Source organism: Pseudomonas sp. NFACC24-1 (assembly GCF_900115235.1).
Lineage (GTDB): Bacteria > Pseudomonadota > Gammaproteobacteria > Pseudomonadales > Pseudomonadaceae > Aquipseudomonas > Aquipseudomonas fluorescens_AA.
Genome location: NZ_FOVS01000021.1, coordinates 22927 through 38566, shown reverse-complemented (window position 1 = coordinate 38566; position 15640 = coordinate 22927). Strand labels below are relative to the sequence as shown.

The 15640-nt window shown below is 60.6% G+C and carries 13 protein-coding genes and 1 tRNA gene; 5 read left to right on the top strand and 9 right to left on the bottom strand.

Features of this window, described 5'->3' with window-relative positions; genetic code table 11:
• Positions 1 to 104: 104 nt before the first annotated feature.
• From BM317_RS19315 to BM317_RS19305, 3 genes are all read right to left on the bottom strand, one after another.
• Entirely contained in the window at positions 105 to 2267 is a 2163-nt protein-coding gene (locus BM317_RS19315; protein WP_092475736.1) for a methyl-accepting chemotaxis protein, read from the bottom strand.
• A gap of 500 nt (positions 2268 to 2767) precedes the next feature.
• Positions 2768 to 3829, bottom strand: coding sequence for an ankyrin repeat domain-containing protein (locus BM317_RS19310; RefSeq protein WP_092475793.1), 1062 nt, complete (start codon positions 3827 to 3829; stop codon positions 2768 to 2770).
• Between the two features lie 79 nt (positions 3830 to 3908).
• Positions 3909 to 5126: an MFS transporter gene (locus BM317_RS19305; RefSeq protein ID WP_092475733.1), complete on the bottom strand. Its 1218-nt coding sequence runs from the start codon at positions 5124 to 5126 to the stop codon at positions 3909 to 3911.
• A 332-nt stretch (positions 5127 to 5458) separates the two neighbouring features.
• Here BM317_RS19305 and BM317_RS19300 point away from each other — a divergent pair, with 332 nt between their 5' ends.
• Both BM317_RS19300 and BM317_RS19295 read left to right on the top strand, forming a co-directional pair.
• The gene (locus tag BM317_RS19300) at positions 5459 to 7516 is read left to right on the top strand and encodes a methyl-accepting chemotaxis protein (RefSeq protein ID WP_092475730.1); all 2058 of its coding nucleotides are present in this window, start codon (positions 5459 to 5461) and stop codon (positions 7514 to 7516) included.
• A 103-nt stretch (positions 7517 to 7619) separates the two neighbouring features.
• Positions 7620 to 7696, top strand: a tRNA-Met gene (locus tag BM317_RS19295).
• A gap of 61 nt (positions 7697 to 7757) precedes the next feature.
• Here BM317_RS19295 and BM317_RS19290 read toward each other — a convergent pair.
• Positions 7758 to 8672 carry a LysR substrate-binding domain-containing protein gene (locus tag BM317_RS19290; RefSeq protein ID WP_092475727.1) on the bottom strand — a complete coding sequence of 305 codons (915 nt, stop codon included), beginning with the start codon at positions 8670 to 8672 and terminating at the stop codon, positions 7758 to 7760.
• Between the two features lie 112 nt (positions 8673 to 8784).
• On the opposite strand from BM317_RS19290, the gene BM317_RS19285 reads away from it, so the two are divergent.
• Genes BM317_RS19285 through BM317_RS19275 form a run of 3 tightly spaced genes read left to right on the top strand, consistent with a single transcriptional unit; the run spans position 8785 to position 10842 of the window.
• The gene (locus BM317_RS19285; protein ID WP_092475724.1) at positions 8785 to 9141 is read left to right on the top strand and encodes a hypothetical protein; all 357 of its coding nucleotides are present in this window, start codon (positions 8785 to 8787) and stop codon (positions 9139 to 9141) included.
• Positions 9141 to 10067 (top strand): DMT family transporter, encoded by a 927-nt coding sequence (locus tag BM317_RS19280; protein ID WP_218190553.1) that lies wholly within the window; start codon positions 9141 to 9143, stop codon positions 10065 to 10067. The genes BM317_RS19285 and BM317_RS19280 overlap by 1 nt, the downstream gene beginning before the upstream one ends.
• A 46-nt stretch (positions 10068 to 10113) precedes the next feature.
• Entirely contained in the window at positions 10114 to 10842 is a 729-nt protein-coding gene (locus tag BM317_RS19275; RefSeq protein ID WP_092475721.1) for a LuxR family transcriptional regulator, read from the top strand.
• On the opposite strand, the gene BM317_RS19270 is transcribed toward BM317_RS19275, so the two are convergent.
• From BM317_RS19270 to cmlS, 5 genes are all read right to left on the bottom strand, one after another.
• Positions 10829 to 11527 (bottom strand): 4'-phosphopantetheinyl transferase family protein, encoded by a 699-nt coding sequence (locus BM317_RS19270; RefSeq protein ID WP_092172219.1) that lies wholly within the window; start codon positions 11525 to 11527, stop codon positions 10829 to 10831. The two genes, BM317_RS19275 and BM317_RS19270, sit on opposite strands and share 14 nt — an antisense overlap.
• Positions 11524 to 11895, bottom strand: coding sequence for a hypothetical protein (locus tag BM317_RS19265; protein ID WP_139197889.1), 372 nt, complete (start codon positions 11893 to 11895; stop codon positions 11524 to 11526). The genes BM317_RS19270 and BM317_RS19265 overlap by 4 nt, the downstream gene beginning before the upstream one ends.
• Before the next feature lie 10 nt (positions 11896 to 11905).
• Positions 11906 to 13309: a GNAT family N-acetyltransferase gene (locus BM317_RS19260; RefSeq protein WP_139236048.1), complete on the bottom strand. Its 1404-nt coding sequence runs from the start codon at positions 13307 to 13309 to the stop codon at positions 11906 to 11908.
• A 63-nt stretch (positions 13310 to 13372) separates the two neighbouring features.
• Positions 13373 to 13930 (bottom strand): RBBP9/YdeN family alpha/beta hydrolase, encoded by a 558-nt coding sequence (locus tag BM317_RS19255; RefSeq protein WP_092172228.1) that lies wholly within the window; start codon positions 13928 to 13930, stop codon positions 13373 to 13375.
• On the bottom strand, positions 13920 to 15632 hold the full coding sequence (gene cmlS, locus BM317_RS19250) for a chloramphenicol-biosynthetic FADH2-dependent halogenase CmlS (RefSeq protein ID WP_092475716.1): 1713 nt from the start codon (positions 15630 to 15632) through the stop codon (positions 13920 to 13922). Before cmlS ends, BM317_RS19255 begins: the two co-directional genes overlap by 11 nt.
• Positions 15633 to 15640: the final 8 nt, after the last annotated feature.

Here is a 15640-nt window from a genome sequence, read left to right as displayed (position 1 = left end):
CAGCCCGGCCAAGCGCTGAAACAGAAAATCCCCGTCAACATTGGCTGATACGGGGATTTTGCGTCATTACATTACAGATTCGCCTGGAGCCGGCTGGAAAACCACTAACCCCTTTTGACTTTGAAACGACCCAGCACACGCTGCATCAGGGAGGCCCGCTCCGAAAGGTCCTTGGCCGCCACCGCGCACTCTTGCGAGTTGGACTGGTTTTTCTGCGTCACTTCATCGATCTGTTCCAAGCCGATGCTGGCCTGCTGCAAGCCCGAAGCCTGCTCGCTGGAGGCCTGGTAGATCAGCGAAACCAGGTTGGAAACCGCGCTGGTTCCATGAACGATGTTTTTCAGCGATTCGGCGGTCCGGCCCGCGATGATCATGCCGCGCTGGGTCTTGCTCGACGAATCCGCGATCAACGCGGCCGTCTGTTGGGCGGCCTCGGCACTGCGGGCGGCCAGGCTGCGTACTTCGTCGGCGACGACGGCAAAACCGCGCCCAAGCTCACCCGCCCGGGCGGCTTCGATGGCCGCATTCAGGGCCAGCAGGTTGGTTTGTGCGGCAATGTTGTCGATGGTGGTGATGATCGCGGTGATGTCCTTGCCCGAGTTGTCGATTTCAGCCATCGCGGCAATCAGCTCGCTCATCAATTTATCGCTCTCCCCCGCATCGGCCCGTGAGGCCTGGGATTGCTCATCGGCTTTCTTGGCGTTGGCGGCATTGTCCCGGGTCTGCGCAGCCATTTGCGTCATCACCGCGCTGATTTCGGTAATGGACGACGCGGAGTTCGACGCACCATCGGACAACGATTGGCTCAGATCGGTGACCTGCGCCGAGCTGCCGGTAATCTGGGTGGCGCTGGTCTGCACCTCGGAAATCAGCTGGTTCAGGTTGCTGACCATCTTCTCCAGCGACTTGCCGAGGGTATCGTGGGGCGACGACAAGCGGACCTCCAGGTCCAGATCCCCTTCGGAAATACGCTCGGCCACCCTGACCTGCCGTTGCAGGCTTTCGGACATGTCATTGAGTGCGGCAGACAGTTGCCCGACTTCATCCTCGGATTGCTGCACCAGGCGGCGCGAGAAATCGCCAAGACTGATATTGGCGGCCAACGCCGCGGCCTCGCGGATCGGGCCGACGATTTTCGCCGTGGCGAACCAAAGGGCGACCAACGCCAACAAGGAAATGCCCAGCCCTACCGACACTTGCCAGATGCTGTTGTTGATGCTGCGCGCTTGCAACTCCTGCTCCAGGGCGATGGCCTGGGCCATTACCACGGCCTTGGGCAAACGAATCAACACCGCCCAGGGTTTGCCCGTGCGACCGAGAGCAATGGGCATCAGCACTTCGATGTTCTGGGTCTGCGGATTGAGCAGACCGTCTCCCCGACCGCCCTGGATATCGCTGAGCACTTTTTCCCAGGAGTCAGGCAACAAAACCTTGATGGATTGCCCGATCAGGTCGGTGCGCTGGCTGTCCGCGACCACCAAGCCCTGGTTACTCAGGATCGAAACCGTGCCTTTGCCGCCGTAGAGCTCGGCAGACATCTGCTCACTGAGTTTCTGGATAAAGGCGATATCGAAGTCAGCCCCGACCACACCGTAGAACTTGCCGTTGGCCACGATGGGCACCGACAGGGTGGTCAGCCAGACGTTCTTGCCCTGGACCACATAGGGAATGGGATCGAGCACGCTCTCCTTCAGAGTGTCGCGCGGGCCGCTGTACCAGCCGCCCTTGGGCACGCCGTTGGGATGACGATCCGGGGAGTCATACTCGACCAATGGCTGCACCGCGACATGACCGTCGGCGCTGCGAGTCCAGTAAGGCGTGAAGCGTCCTGTCAGGGGATTATTGCCATCGGTAGCATTACGGAACGCCGGATCCTGGCCGTCCAACGCATTGGGTTCCCAGCAGGAGTAGGTGCCGTTGAAGTCCGGGTTATCCTTGAGGATGCTGAGCAATACGCTGTTGATCTGCTCACGCCCCAACGCCAAGGGACTTTGCGCGGCCTTGCTGGCGGCAAAGGTATTGGCCATGGTGCGGGCCGCGTCAAGGGCATTCTGCAGCTTGGCCTGGATGGCATTGGCACGGGACTCGGCCAGGTTCTGGATTTCCCGGATTGTTGACTGTTCAACCAGCGCCGAGACTTCGGAAGCGACATATTGCTCATTGGTCCGAGCGGTAAAGAGCCCGTAGACCACCAGGCTGACGGATGAAACAAACAGGCATACGCCTGCCGTGACACAAATGCGTGCCTGCAATGACTTGAACTTCATATCATCCCCTGCCTGATTCTATTTATTGCCAACGTTAAAGACGACGGCCTCTAACTTTTGCACGACGCGGCAAATAACAATCGATTACGGCTGTTTACGCTGCCCACAAGCCAATCGCCTTGAAAGGGCACGGCGATACAGCACTTTATAAGTATTTGAAACGTGGCAGGTTGGGGCGTAAATCCGCTCTATCCGCCTGAAAAGCAGCTAGAGGTATCCAAATCAAGAACCGAAGGCCTTAGGTGCCAGGGCAATAAGGGCGATAGGTGGAAAGAATGCGCGATCCCTGCTTTTCCAGTAACCCTGGGGTCACTCTTGAATAATCTCGCAGAATCCATTCAGACCAATAACCACAGCCACAAATTAACACGACCGACTTTTGTACAAAATCGAACTTAGGCGTTATACAAAACAGTACTTTGGTCGTAATTCAATACAAGTGCGGCACGAGGTGTCACGCCGGGCTATTCGCTCCTGAAGAGGCGGGACGCGCCGTCACGTCACCTGCTGTAGGAAGGCGCCGCCAATGGCACCGGCTGCGGGTTGGCGATCACCCAACGCACGGCCAATTCACAGAGACGATCAGTCTGCTCGTCGTTATCGTTGCCACCCCGCAGGCCGGCAGCCAGTGCCCGGGCTTCAGCGAGGTCGGCCTCAGGCAAGGGCACGGCGCTGCCCAGATGGTCAACCAGAGCCACCAACATCGCTTTGAAATCGGCGTCCCAGTTGGCCGATCCGTTGTGGTGAATCTCTCGGGAGATACGGCCACTGATGCGGATCACCTCACCCTGCGCCGTCGCTGCGGCGCCTGAGGATGGCACCAGCAGCTCCCACAATTGCTGATGCTGGTCTGGCCAGCCACTGGCCGTCACGACGATGGCGGCCTGACCGTCGTGAACCTTGCGAGAGGCAACGGGCACGACGTCGAAAAGGCGATAAAGACGGGTCAGGGCGGCGTCCGTTGCCTCGAGGTAGTCCGGGTTGAAAGAGGCCCGGTGAAATTCGAACTCACGGCCGATGCGCTGCACTTCAGCGAGCATACCGTCATCGCCTTGCAGCCCTGCCGCCAACAGCGTCTGGGCGATTTCCGCGGTGGCCTCGATATCGGCGTTGCGGGTGGTGGCCAAGGCAATATGCAGGACACCGTGCCCCTGCCGACTCTTGGCATCGACATTGGCGCCCCGGCGGATCAGGGCCGCGATGGCCTCGGCTTTGTGGCTGTTGGCCGCGGCATGCAACGGCGTGTAGCCCTGGTAATCCTGCGCCTCGATATCGGCGCCCAGATCCAGCAGCAGATCGATACCCCCGATCCAACTCGAACTGCGATGATGCAGAGGCGTTCGCTGGTAAGTGTCACGGGCATTGATATCGGCGCCCTGCTCCACCAGCCAGCGGGCCAGTTCGTCGGGGCAGTTGTAAAAACCCAGCGCGGTGCTCTTGCTGTAGCCGCCGGTGGCTTCAATCTCACACGCATCGAACACGGCGACCAGCTCGGCAAACGAGGCCTGTTCCAGCAACTGGCCGAAATCCTTCGGCAGTGTCTTGCGTTTACGCTTACCCATGGCGGCGGTCACCGTTCTGATCAAAAGATTTTTCAGCATAAAACTCGATATTCATTGGCAACGGCCATCTGGATGCGGATCAGACTTTTTTAGTCCTCGGCAAGAAAATCGCCAACACCCCAAGCAACGGCAGGAACGAGCACAACCAATACACGTACTCAATGCCACGGATGTCCGCCAGATGCCCCAGCAGCGCGGCGCCAATCCCGCCGAAACCGAACATCAGCCCGAAGAACACGCCGGCGATCATCCCTACATTGCCCGGCACCAGTTCCTGGGCGTACACGACGATGGCCGAGAACGCCGAAGCGAGGATGAAGCCGATGACCACGCTGAGGATGCTGGTCCACAGCAGGTCGACGTGAGGCAGAATCAGGGTGAACGGCGCCACACCGAGGATCGAGAACCAGATCACCGCCTTGCGCCCGATCCTGTCGCCAATCGGTCCGCCAAAAAAGGTCCCCGCCGCCACTGCGCCGAGGAACAGGAACAGATACAACTGCGAAGAGGCCACCGACAGCTCGAACTTCTCGATCAGATAGAACGTGAAGTAGCTGGTAAAACTGGCCATGTAGAAGTACTTGGAAAACACCAGCAACCCCAGCACCACCAGCGCGCTCAAGACCCGGCCCTTGGATAGGCCATGGGTGGCCGCCTGGCCTTGCTTGAGCTTGAACAGGTTCAGGTGGTTGGCGTACCAGCGGCTGATGCGGTACAGCACGAACAGCGCAAACAGGGCGAACAACCCGAACCAGGCCACATTGCCTTGCCCGTAGGGAATGATGATCGCCGCCGCCAGCAGCGGGCCGAAGGCAGAGCCGGCGTTGCCGCCCACCTGGAATGTCGATTGCGCCAACCCGTAGCGCCCACCCGACGCCAGTCGTGCCACCCGCGATGCTTCCGGGTGGAAGGTCGACGAGCCGATACCGATCAATGCCGCCGCCAATAGGATCAAGGCAAAACTGCCGACCATGGACATCATCACAATGCCGATCAACGTGCACACCGTCCCGGCCGGCAGCAGCCAGGGCTTGGGATGGCGATCCGTGTGATAGCCGACCCAGGGCTGTAACAAAGATGCGGTCAACTGGAACGTCAGGGTGATCAGGCCAACCTGGGTGAAGGTCAGGCCATAGCTGTCCTTGAGCATCGGGTAGATCGACGGCAGCACCGCCTGGATCAAATCGTTGATCAGGTGCGCCAGCGCCACGGCACCGATGATGCGCATGACCAACGGGCTGCTTTGCGCCGGGGCGGCAACGGATGGGGTGGCGGCTTGGGTATTGCTGATAGCCATGGGAGTTTCCAGACGACAGAGGGTGCACATGGGCAGGTGCGTCAATGTGCCATTTTTCGGTGCGACAAGGCTATCCCCTTAGCTTGCTATCTACCTTGAAAAAATTGTCGAATTCCAAGGTGATAGCCCAACGCCATGGTCTGAATCTTGCCTTGTTAATGAGCTACAACGCGGCTTCCTTACAAAGGAGACCGAGAATGGGAAGTTTCGCTACAGAGCTGGCCTACCGAGCCGATTTGGACAAACTTTCGAAGCCTTTTAAAAGGGCACCCGTTTTAGCACTGTGTAAAAACGCACAAAAACAGTGCAGGGGTGTCCAGGGGAGTATGGGCATGCAGGCTTTTCTATCACCGGGAATCAGGTTGTTGGGGCATTTCGGCTTCGCCCGCAAATTCCAATTGCTGTTCCTGCTTTTTATCCTGCCGCTCATGGGCAGCCTGTGGCTCATCGGCCAGGACTATCGTGACAAACTCAGCCTGATTTCCGGAGAGCGCGCCGGGGTTCGCCAATTGCTGGCACTGGATAATCTCGACAACCTGCTCACCGCCCAGCGCAACCGCGCCGCCCGCTGGCGCGCCACGGAAACCAATCGCCAACCGACCCCGGCGACCATCGCCGCCATGGCGGCCTTCGATGCGGTGCAGCCGGCCCTCAACCAGGCCGCCAGCGACCTGGGCACCACCTTGCAAAGCGAAGGTGCCGAAGCCGACACGCTTGCCCGCTATCAAACCCTGCAAACCAGCCTCAACGGTCTGGACTCCAAGAGCCTGGGCAGCGTGGGTTGGTGGCCGGACGGCTACGACCGTTTCACCGCGGCCCTCAGCGCCCTGCAAGCCTTGCGCGAGCAGATGGTCATGGACAACCGCCTGACCCTCGCCTCTTGGCTGGAAACCTACCTGCTGACCCAGATTTCCACCCAACAAACACCGGACCTGATCGAACGGGTCGGCCGCTTGGCCAGCGTTGGCCAGGCCTCTGTGGTATCGGGCCAGTTCACGCTGCAGAGTCGCCTGCAACTGCGGGACCTGCGCAGCCGTATCGGTGACGCCCGGGACCAACTGGTCAAGACCGGAGCATTGCTGGAAACCCGCCTGCCCAGCGATTTGCAAACCTGGGCCGGACAATTCCAAGGCAGCCTCAAGCACTTGGACGCCGGCCTGAAAGTGCTGGATGACGGCGTATTCGGCGGCTCCATCAACCTGAAGCCGGAAGACTTCGAAAAACACATGGACGCCCTCCTTACCGACCTGGCGACCCTGCGGCAACAATCACTGGTGGCACTGGATACGCGGCTGGATCACTACCACGGTTCGGCGATTCGCCAGTTCAGCCTGGTAGCGACGGTGCTGGGCTGCCTGCTGCTGGCGGCGCTGTATCTTTTTGTGTGCCTGCAAGCGTCGATCCGGCGCAGCGCCAGCGGCATCACCCTGCTGGCCGAAGCCCTGCGCGACGGCAACCTCAGCCTGCAAGTGCCGGTGCAAGGGCGCGATGAACTGGCGGCCATCAGCACCGCCCTCAATGTCGCCGTGGTGCAGTTGCGCAACAGCCTGCTGGGGGTGGACCACGAAACGTTGCAGTTGAGCAATGCCGTACGCACCCTCAATACCCACTCCAGCGGCGCCCTGGGAGAAGTCGAGGCCCAGCAGATGCAGATCAGCCAGATCGCCGCCGCCGCGACGCAACTGGCCGCCACCTCCCAGGGCGTGGCCAAGAGTTGTGAACAGGCTTCCGACAGTGCCCAGCAGACCCGCCGCATCGCCACCGACAGCAGCCGCGACAGCCAGCGCACCACGGCGAGCATCCAACAGCTCAACCAGCGACTCAACGAAACCGCCGCCGCACTGGGGCGCGTCAGCGAACAAGGGCAGCAGATCCAACTGGTGGTCGATACCATTCGTGGCGTGGCCGAGCAGACCAATCTCCTGGCCCTCAATGCCGCCATCGAAGCGGCTCGCGCCGGGGAACAGGGCCGTGGTTTCGCCGTGGTGGCCGATGAAGTACGCAGCCTGTCGCAACGCACCCAGTCCTCCACGCAACAGATTGCCGGCACCGTCGACAGCCTGCGTGCCACGGTCAACGAAGCCGTCAGCCTGATGGAAGCCGCCTGCGGCCAGGCCCAGACCGACGCCCAAGCCGTCACCGGCCTGGGCGAACGGCTGGGAGAAATTGCCAGCGCCGTGCAAAGTGTCACCGACACCCTGGCGCAAATCGCCACTGCCGTGGATGAACAAGCCAGCACCGCCGACGAGGTCAGCGGCAACATCCAGCAGGTCGACCAGGCGGCCATGCGCTTGCTCGAAGGCGCACGGGCCGTGAACGTGGCGGCGGATACCTTGAGTCAGGGGAGCCAGGCCTTGAGTGCCAACACAGGGAGATTTCAGCTCAGTTGACAGGGATCTGCGGCGGAGATTGTTAAGCGGTTGAAAGCGCAGAGAAATATTTCAGATTTACGCTTGACACATCTTCGTTACCGGCGAATAATGCGCGCCACTTGGCTACATAGCTCAGTTGGTTAGAGCATAGCATTCATAATGCTGGGGTCCGGGGTTCAAGTCCCTGTGTAGCCACCAAGTACTAAAAACGGCCTATCGAAAGATAGGCCGTTTTTTTATGCATCGAAAAAAGGATCGCTCAGCAGGCCGGCAGTCGACGTGCCTGGCTGAGCTCTCGCAGATACGACTCAACCTCCTCACCCAGCCATTCGGCAAACTGCTGCCGCTTGGCCTCGACGCGCTCGCGGTCTGGTAGCAGCAGCCAATACGGGTACGCATACGGCACCGCATGCTCGCTCAACTGCACCAGTTCACCACGCCCGATGGCGTCATGCACCAGGCTGCGACGCACCAGCGCGATACCCTGCTTGAGTCGCACGGCCTCCAGCACCAGATTCGAATCGTTGCTGCACAGCCCCTTGCGCGTGACCTCGGTGTCCAGCCCCGCCGCCTCGCACCAGGGCTGCCAGGAGTCCATGGTGAAAATGATCGGGCTCGCGACGATCTGCGCTGGCGTATGCGGTAACTGCCCACCATTGAAGCCCGGGGAAGCGACAACGATCATTTCGTCGTGAAACAACAGCTGTTTTTCCACCTGTTCCCAGTCGCCCCGCCCCATGCGCACGCTGACGTCCACCGCCTCCTGCGCCAGATTGGTCACGGTGAGACTGGCCTGCAGGCGCACCGTGATATGCGGGTAACGCGCCTGGAATCGACCGATGCGCGGCAGCAGCCAGGAGAAGCCGAAGGAAGGCATGACCGCCACCACCAGCTCCGAAGCCTTGGGCTGCGCTTTAACCTGGCGAGTCGCATCGGCGATGTTCTTCAACGATTCACGCACCTGCAACGAGTACAACCGACCGTCTTCAGTGATGCGCAAGGTACGCCCCTCGCGCACGAACAGTGTCACACCCAGCATCTCTTCCAGCACCTTGAGCTGCTGGCTGACCGCCGAATGAGTGACGTGCAGCTCCGTCGCCGCCAAGGTGACACTGGACAAGCGGCTGACAGCTTCGAAACTGCGCAGACAACTGAGGGGAGGGATCGCCGACATGTAAGCCCCGCTAACAATTACTTCAAGAAATTACTGATGTTTTTACCGAAACCGGCCATTTAATGTAAGCACAGATGTATTTTCCAATGACTTTTTCAGAAGGAAGACCAGGGTGCGTACGTTGACGGTCTCTTTCAGTGCCAATTCCCAGGGGTCATCCGACGGCGAGCCGGACTGGGTTTACATCTATCTTCGCCCGACCGAGTTGATGTCGTTGCACTTGCGCCAGGACATCATCGCTCACGCCCTGAGCGGCAGTCATTGGGTGAGCTGGGAAGGTCGCGACATGCTCCTGGAGCAGAGCCAGAGCCTCAGGTTGAGCGCCGGCAAAGCGCTGATCGACGGAACCGGGGTGCTGCAGCTTGCCTTGGCGCCGGCACCACAGGAAACCACCAAGCGCTTGGGCCAATGGCGCATCGCACCATTGTTACCGAGCCGGGTCCTGCCGCTGCGGATCGAGATCCGCTGATGGCAATGTCAGTGGCTGGCGAGGCGACGGGCCTCCATAGCCGACTGGGTTTCGCTGTCACGATCCTGGCGTCCACATTTCTGATGGGCTCAAGTTTCGTGTCGGGCAAGATATTGCTCGACCAGGGATTCGATCCCTTGATGCTGGTGGGCTGGCGGTTCTTCCTGGCCGCGCTGGCAACCTTGCCATTGGTATTCATGCAAGGTGGTTCCTGGCGTACCAACCTGCTCCCACGCCACTTGGACGCCCGACAGGTGCTGGTGATCGCCCTCATCGGCCTTACCCAGACGACGGCCGTGATGAGCCTGCTGTTCTTGGCAATGCGCACCGTTTCGGCCTCCACGGCCGCGATCCTGCTTTTCACCAACCCCGTGTGGGTCGCGGTAGGCAACCGACTGTTCTTCGCGCAGCCGCTCAAGGCCAACCGCCTGTTGGGCCTGGTTACAGGCTTGATCGGCGTAGCGCTGGCCATTGGCGCTGACGTTGCAAAAGACCCACAGCCTGGCGCCTGGATCGGCGTAACGCTGGGTTTGGGCGCCGCCGTCAGTTGGGCCACCGCGACACTGATCATCAAGCGCAACCCGGTGGCGGTCGGCACGTGGACCTTGAGTTTCTGGCAACTGTTCATCGGCGCCCTGGGGGCACTCGCCTGCGCCCTCCTGGCCGGCGAACACTGGCCCGATCACCTCTCGATCCAGCAGTGGGGCTGGTTTGCCTGGCTGGCCATACCGGCCTCGACCGGCTCGTTCGGGCTGTGGTTCGTCGCGCTGAAACAGGCAGACGCCACCAGCACCAGTGGCTGGCTGTTCCTGGCGCCCATGTTCGCGGTGCTGCTGTCCTGGGCCGTACTGGATATCCAACTCTCCGTTTGGCAATGCCTTGGAGGTTTGTTGGTCGCGGCTTCGATCTGGCTGATGAACCGTTGATCCGCATCCTGCGATGCTGAGCCGGCAATCATTGAAAAGGAAATGAATGATGTTATCGCAAGCGCTTGAGTTTCTTCTGGACGGCCCCGGCGTCTCGACCAGCAGCGATCTGTTCGATCGCTTGAAAGAACCGGTTCTGCAACTGGGCTTTGGCCGCTATGAACTGCGCCTCAAACAGGACAGAAACGCACGGGAGCGCAGCGAACTGGTCATCGGCGATTACCCACAAGCCTGGCATGAGGCCTACGAACAGGCAGGCTACGTCAGGATCGACCCGGTCATGTTGCACTGCATGCATAACGTCACGCCCATCGTCTGGACCGAGCGACTGTACAGCTCACCGCAACAACACAGCCTGCGAGCGCTGGCCATCGCCCACGGCCTGGAGCATGGCGTCACCTTCGCCCTGCACGGCCCGCAAGGCCAGTTCGGGACATTGGGCCTCAATCTCCAGGCACGCGACGCTGATCAGGCGCAATCGATGATCAGGCACCACATGGGTACGCTATCGATGCTCAGGGACGCAGCCCTGCAAGCCGCCCTGGCCCTGATGGTTCCGCCAGCGCCCGTCACCCAGGTCAAGCTGACCCGGCGTGAAAAGGAAATACTGCGCTGGAGTGCCTTTGGCAAGACCAGTTGGGAGATCTCGAATATCTGCTGCTGTTCGGAAGCCAACGTGGACTATCACTTCAAGAATATCCGCCGAAAGTTCAGCGTGACGACGCGTAGCGCCGCCGTTGTCCAGGCCCTGTCGATGCAGCTCATTCAGATCTGACACAGCAAGGCATCCGGCCAGGCGCCGGGTGCCAGCTGAAATCGAGTTCTGGCGACCACTCACCGCACAGGCCCAACCGCGAAGGCAACAGATCGGCTGTAAGCACCTCACCGGTGAGTGTGCCGACTCCTCCGGCCAGGTTGAAACTGCGCTGGGAAGGGGCGGCATCTTCGGGCCGACATAAGCACCGCGTATCACCGCGTATCCCACTCCCCCGGTATTTGAGCAGACTCTCGCGCCGGGTCCACAACCACACAAAGTCGGCTTCCCGCGTACCCTCATCGCGACTCTGGAGCCAGCGACGCTCACTCTCGCAAAAGTATCGACGCACAGCACTGCGCCAGAAGACCGGGGCGGCACCGTCCTCGTAGTCAAGGCCCACACGGGACGACCCCACGACCAGCAGGCCCAGGCGCTGTGCATAAGTCACGCTGGCGAATAGTCGGGGCTGGGTACAAATGCACAATTGCCCCGAGGCCTGCTGTTCGATCGCCACTTGTTGCGGATCGCACTGCACAAGCCCGGCCACCGTCAGGCGCAGGGCAATGCGTGCGTTGAGGTAACGAACTCGCTGGCGCTCGCCCAAGGTCGCGGCGTGTCGCATCTGCTGTGCGTCCAGCACGGTATGCCAAGCGACATCAGCCAGTGCATGGACCGGGAAGACAACCAACTGCAACGCGCTCATGCAGATTGTTCACGGGCATTGTGACGGACCTGCAACCGGGCATAGAACAAAGCATAGGCTCCCGCCAGGCCCAATACCGGGAGCAGGGTCAGCACCGGATCCGGCGTGCCGATCATCATGTGCACGCTCAGCAGCACAGCCGCGTAGATCAGCATCGCCCAAGCGGCCACTCGCACCGCAACGGCCTGGTGCGGGCTGCTGCCGATCCGGCGGCTGATAAATGCCGAGAACGCAAAAGTAGCCGCGAAACTGAGCAGCCACTGCGCCAAGGCCGATTGCGCCATGGCCATCCAGGGTAACTGACGGGCGCAGAATGCCACCCAACCGGCGTACAGGGTGGCCGACGCGGTGGAGCTGACAAGCCTCACGACCGAGGGATTAACCCATGAGTTTCTTGAGCGCACGCGCGATCCCCCGCTTGACCCGTATCCCCGTGGCCGACACCCGGAATTGAGCGGCCAACTGGCTGATGTGCTGGCGATGCACGCTGTGCCCGATGGTAGGACCGAAGACAAACAGCCACTGGGGCAAATGCCAGTCGAGACGGCTCAGAAGACGGCCAACGTCGAAATACATGACGCGCACGGTTTCACCGCTATAGGGGTGCTTTTTGCTGATCGGCAGGCATTGCGCTCCTAGTCGGGTGTAGATCGGCACCAGGAGATCGATGGCGTCCAGCACGATGTACCGGCTCTGCAGATGCAGGGTAATCCGGCCCAGTTCGCGCAGCAGTGCCAGCATCACGTGATGCCCGGCGTACTCGGGTAAAATGGCGACCCGGGACATCTCGACAAAACCCGCCGCCCACAACCATTGAGGCAAGGGCGTCGCCATCTCGATCTCGCAGCGCTCACGATAGCCGCTGTTGACGACGACACGCCCCGCCCCCACACATTTATTGCCCAGCCGCGCGCTGACCTGGATGGCGTAAGGGTCCCATTCATCCCACAAGACTCGCGGATCCTGCACGTCCTCCAGCCGACCGTAGTGGCGGTTGGCAGCCAGGCGGCACGTCAGCAAATCGTCCATGGCGCCGGTCCCTTCGATAATCGCGACATGGATCAGGCGACCGATGGCCGGACTCTTGCGTAGCGCCACGGGCAGGCTGTCGAAGGAAAAGTGCCGACGCTGGCACAGCAGCATCAACGCCACCGCGGTGCTCGAGGGTTTGTCCAGCACCCGGAAATGACAGAGGAAACGGCCCTGGTCCTCGAAACGCCCCTGGACCTGCACACGCACCATGGCCTGGCCACTCCAGGGACAGTTGAACTGCAGTTCCAGGTCCATGCCCGGCACGATCACTACATCTCGGTCCAGTACCTCGAAGGCGCCGTTGAGCGGGCTGAGGTAATGCAATTGTACGGTCAGGCGACGATTGAACAGTATGGGGCTTCGCGCCGCCGCCCTGAGTGACGCGTCGGCGCGATCGCGCTCATTCAGGTACGCCGGCCTGGAGCCGCAGCTCACCAGTTCCAGGCAGGGTCGGTCATTGCCTGACCACCGTCCCTGCATGTTCACCGGCACTTGCGGGCGATGCAGGCACTGCTGGAAACACAGCGTCACGGTGAAAGGCTCGGGGTTGGCACTGTAGAGACCGGCCGGCACTTCAAGCACGCAATGCACCTCGTCCCGGACCGCCAACGTGGCCGGCACACTGTGCCCTTCAAATCGGGCATGCACCGGGATACGGTGGCACTGCCCCTGCGCAACCCCTCGAACCGATGGCGATAATGCGGCGCCAAGCTCATCGCCCGGCAGCACAGACACGGCATTAGCTGACATAGCATCGTCCTGATGGCTTAAAGAAATACAGGCCGCCGTGGGCAGCCTGTGTTCAATCGTCACTCAGTGACTCAGTGACCGGGCAAAGGATTGCAAGAGGTTGTAGCCCTGATCCCAGTACCCCAACTGCGACTTCCCATTGATGTGGCCCAGCTCGCCCAGGTTGGTGCAGCCGCAACCCAACTGGCGGGCGCTGCGCTGAACGTAATCCAGGTCCCCGTAGGGATCGTTCTGGCTGGTGATCACCGTGACCGGAAAGTCGACGCTCAGTTGGTCGGCCGGTCGGAAGCCACGGGCCTGCTCCGGAAACTGCTTGCCATTGGGGTCCGGCACCGCGACCAGAAACGCGCCGCGCATCAGGTCCGAGCGATGTCGCGCCGCCCACTCCAGGAGCAACAGGCACCCCAGGCTATGGGCGACCACGACCACCGGTCGCTGCTGCCCGGACAACAGCGCCTGCAAATCCGCGACCCACTCCTCGCAGTCCGGGTTATCCCAGTCACGGTGCTCCAGCCACAATGAATCGGGATGCTCGGTCTTCCAATGCCGCTGCCAGTGGGTATCGCCGGAGTTGCCGACGCCCGCCAGGAAAAGCCAACTGAACCCCTCGTCATACTTCATATTCGACACCTACCCCATCGAAGCGCAGGCGATCCTGCACCAGCACTCGTTGCCCATGCTTGTCGAAACCATCGAGCAAACCGGCCTCCATCAGCCGGATAACGAACTGCGAGGAGTTCACCTCCCCCACTTCGTTGAGGCGCACCATCAACTCCTTGTAGCCGAATTTCTGTTCGTAGAGGTCCTTGAACAGCTGCACCAGCGCTTCGCTCACGGTGTACTTGGTCATGTCCTTGCCGGCCCCGTTGGACAGGATCCGCTTGAGGCTCAGCTTGAAGCTCAGGGGCTCGATCTTGAAATAGTCGGCGGTCTCGACCCGGTCGCCCAACCAGTTGAAGCTGGCGATGCGATTCAACTGTTTGGTCAAGTCGGAGATCCAGCGCACGCGAGCCGGGTTAAGCTCGGCATCCATGAACTCGTCGGTCAACTCATTGCGCTGGTGCCGGCCGATGGCAATCATGGTGGAGGCGCGGTCCTTGAAGTCGCCAATCTGCGGGCGGTTCTGTTTTTCCCCGTTGACCAATTGCTCGAACCACTCCTTGCGCTTCAAGCGTTCGTCGGCCGACTCGCTGATGCGACGCTTGGTCCAGAACTCGGATTCCGGCTCAGTGAACGAGGCAAACGTGTAGAAGGACGCCAGAAACTCGTGGTACTGGTTGTAGGTCTCGCTGTAGCTGCGGTTGTACCAGGCGTGGACCTTTTCGTTCTGCTCCGGATGCTGCATCAGGTAGTCAATGCTGCTGGCTGCGCTGACCGCCGACTGCGAGGCCAGGTGCACCCCTTGGGAGAACAATGGGTCGGTGAAGCAGGCCGAATCGCCGCACAGGAAAAAGCGGTTGCGGGAGAAGTATTTGGTTTCGTAGGACCAGTCACGCACCAGCTTCACATCCTCGTAACGCTCCACACCGTTGAGGATCGACAGGGCTCGCTCGCTCTTGGCCAGGGTCTTGTCATAAAAAGCATTGAGCCCCATGGCCTTGATATCGGCCAGCTTGCTCTGGTCGACAATGGTACCCACGCTGTAGATACCGTCCTTGAGCGGGATCATCCAGATCCAGCCATCTTCGAAAGTGATCGAGAAAGTGGTGCCATTGAGGTCGTTCTTGAACGGGTCCGGGGTCTTGAAGTACGACCACAAGGCCACGCTTTTGTAGAACTCGTCGTACTCACGCAGATCCAGCTTGCGCACCAGCGGGCTATTGCTGCCGGAAGCGTCGATCAGGTAGTCGGCCGTGAATTCGCTGGTCTCGTCCTTGTGCCGTACCGTGACGCTGACTTTGTCGGCCTGTTCGGTATCCACATCGATGACTGCCGCCTCCTCGAACACGCGCACACCGCGCTCACGGCAGGTGTCGAGCAGCATCTGGTCAAAGTCCGAGCGCAGCACCTGGATGGCGTGGTCGAACACCCAGTCTTCGGTCTTGGGCGTGCTGAACGAGAAGGTCCACGGCGCTTCGGTCTTGCCCCACAGGAAGGTGGCGGAAGGCTTGAGCACGTAGCCGGCCTGCGCAATCTTTTCACTCAGCCCGAGGCGGTGCAGGATCGACAACGTGCCAGGCAAGAAAGATTCGCCTACGCGGTAGCGCGGGAACTTCTCTTTTTCGAACACCGTCACCTGGTGCCCAAGTTTTTGCAAGGTCAACGCTGCGATGCTGCCAGCTGGACCACCGCCCATGATAATGACGTGTGCAGACTTGTTCATGCGGTTAC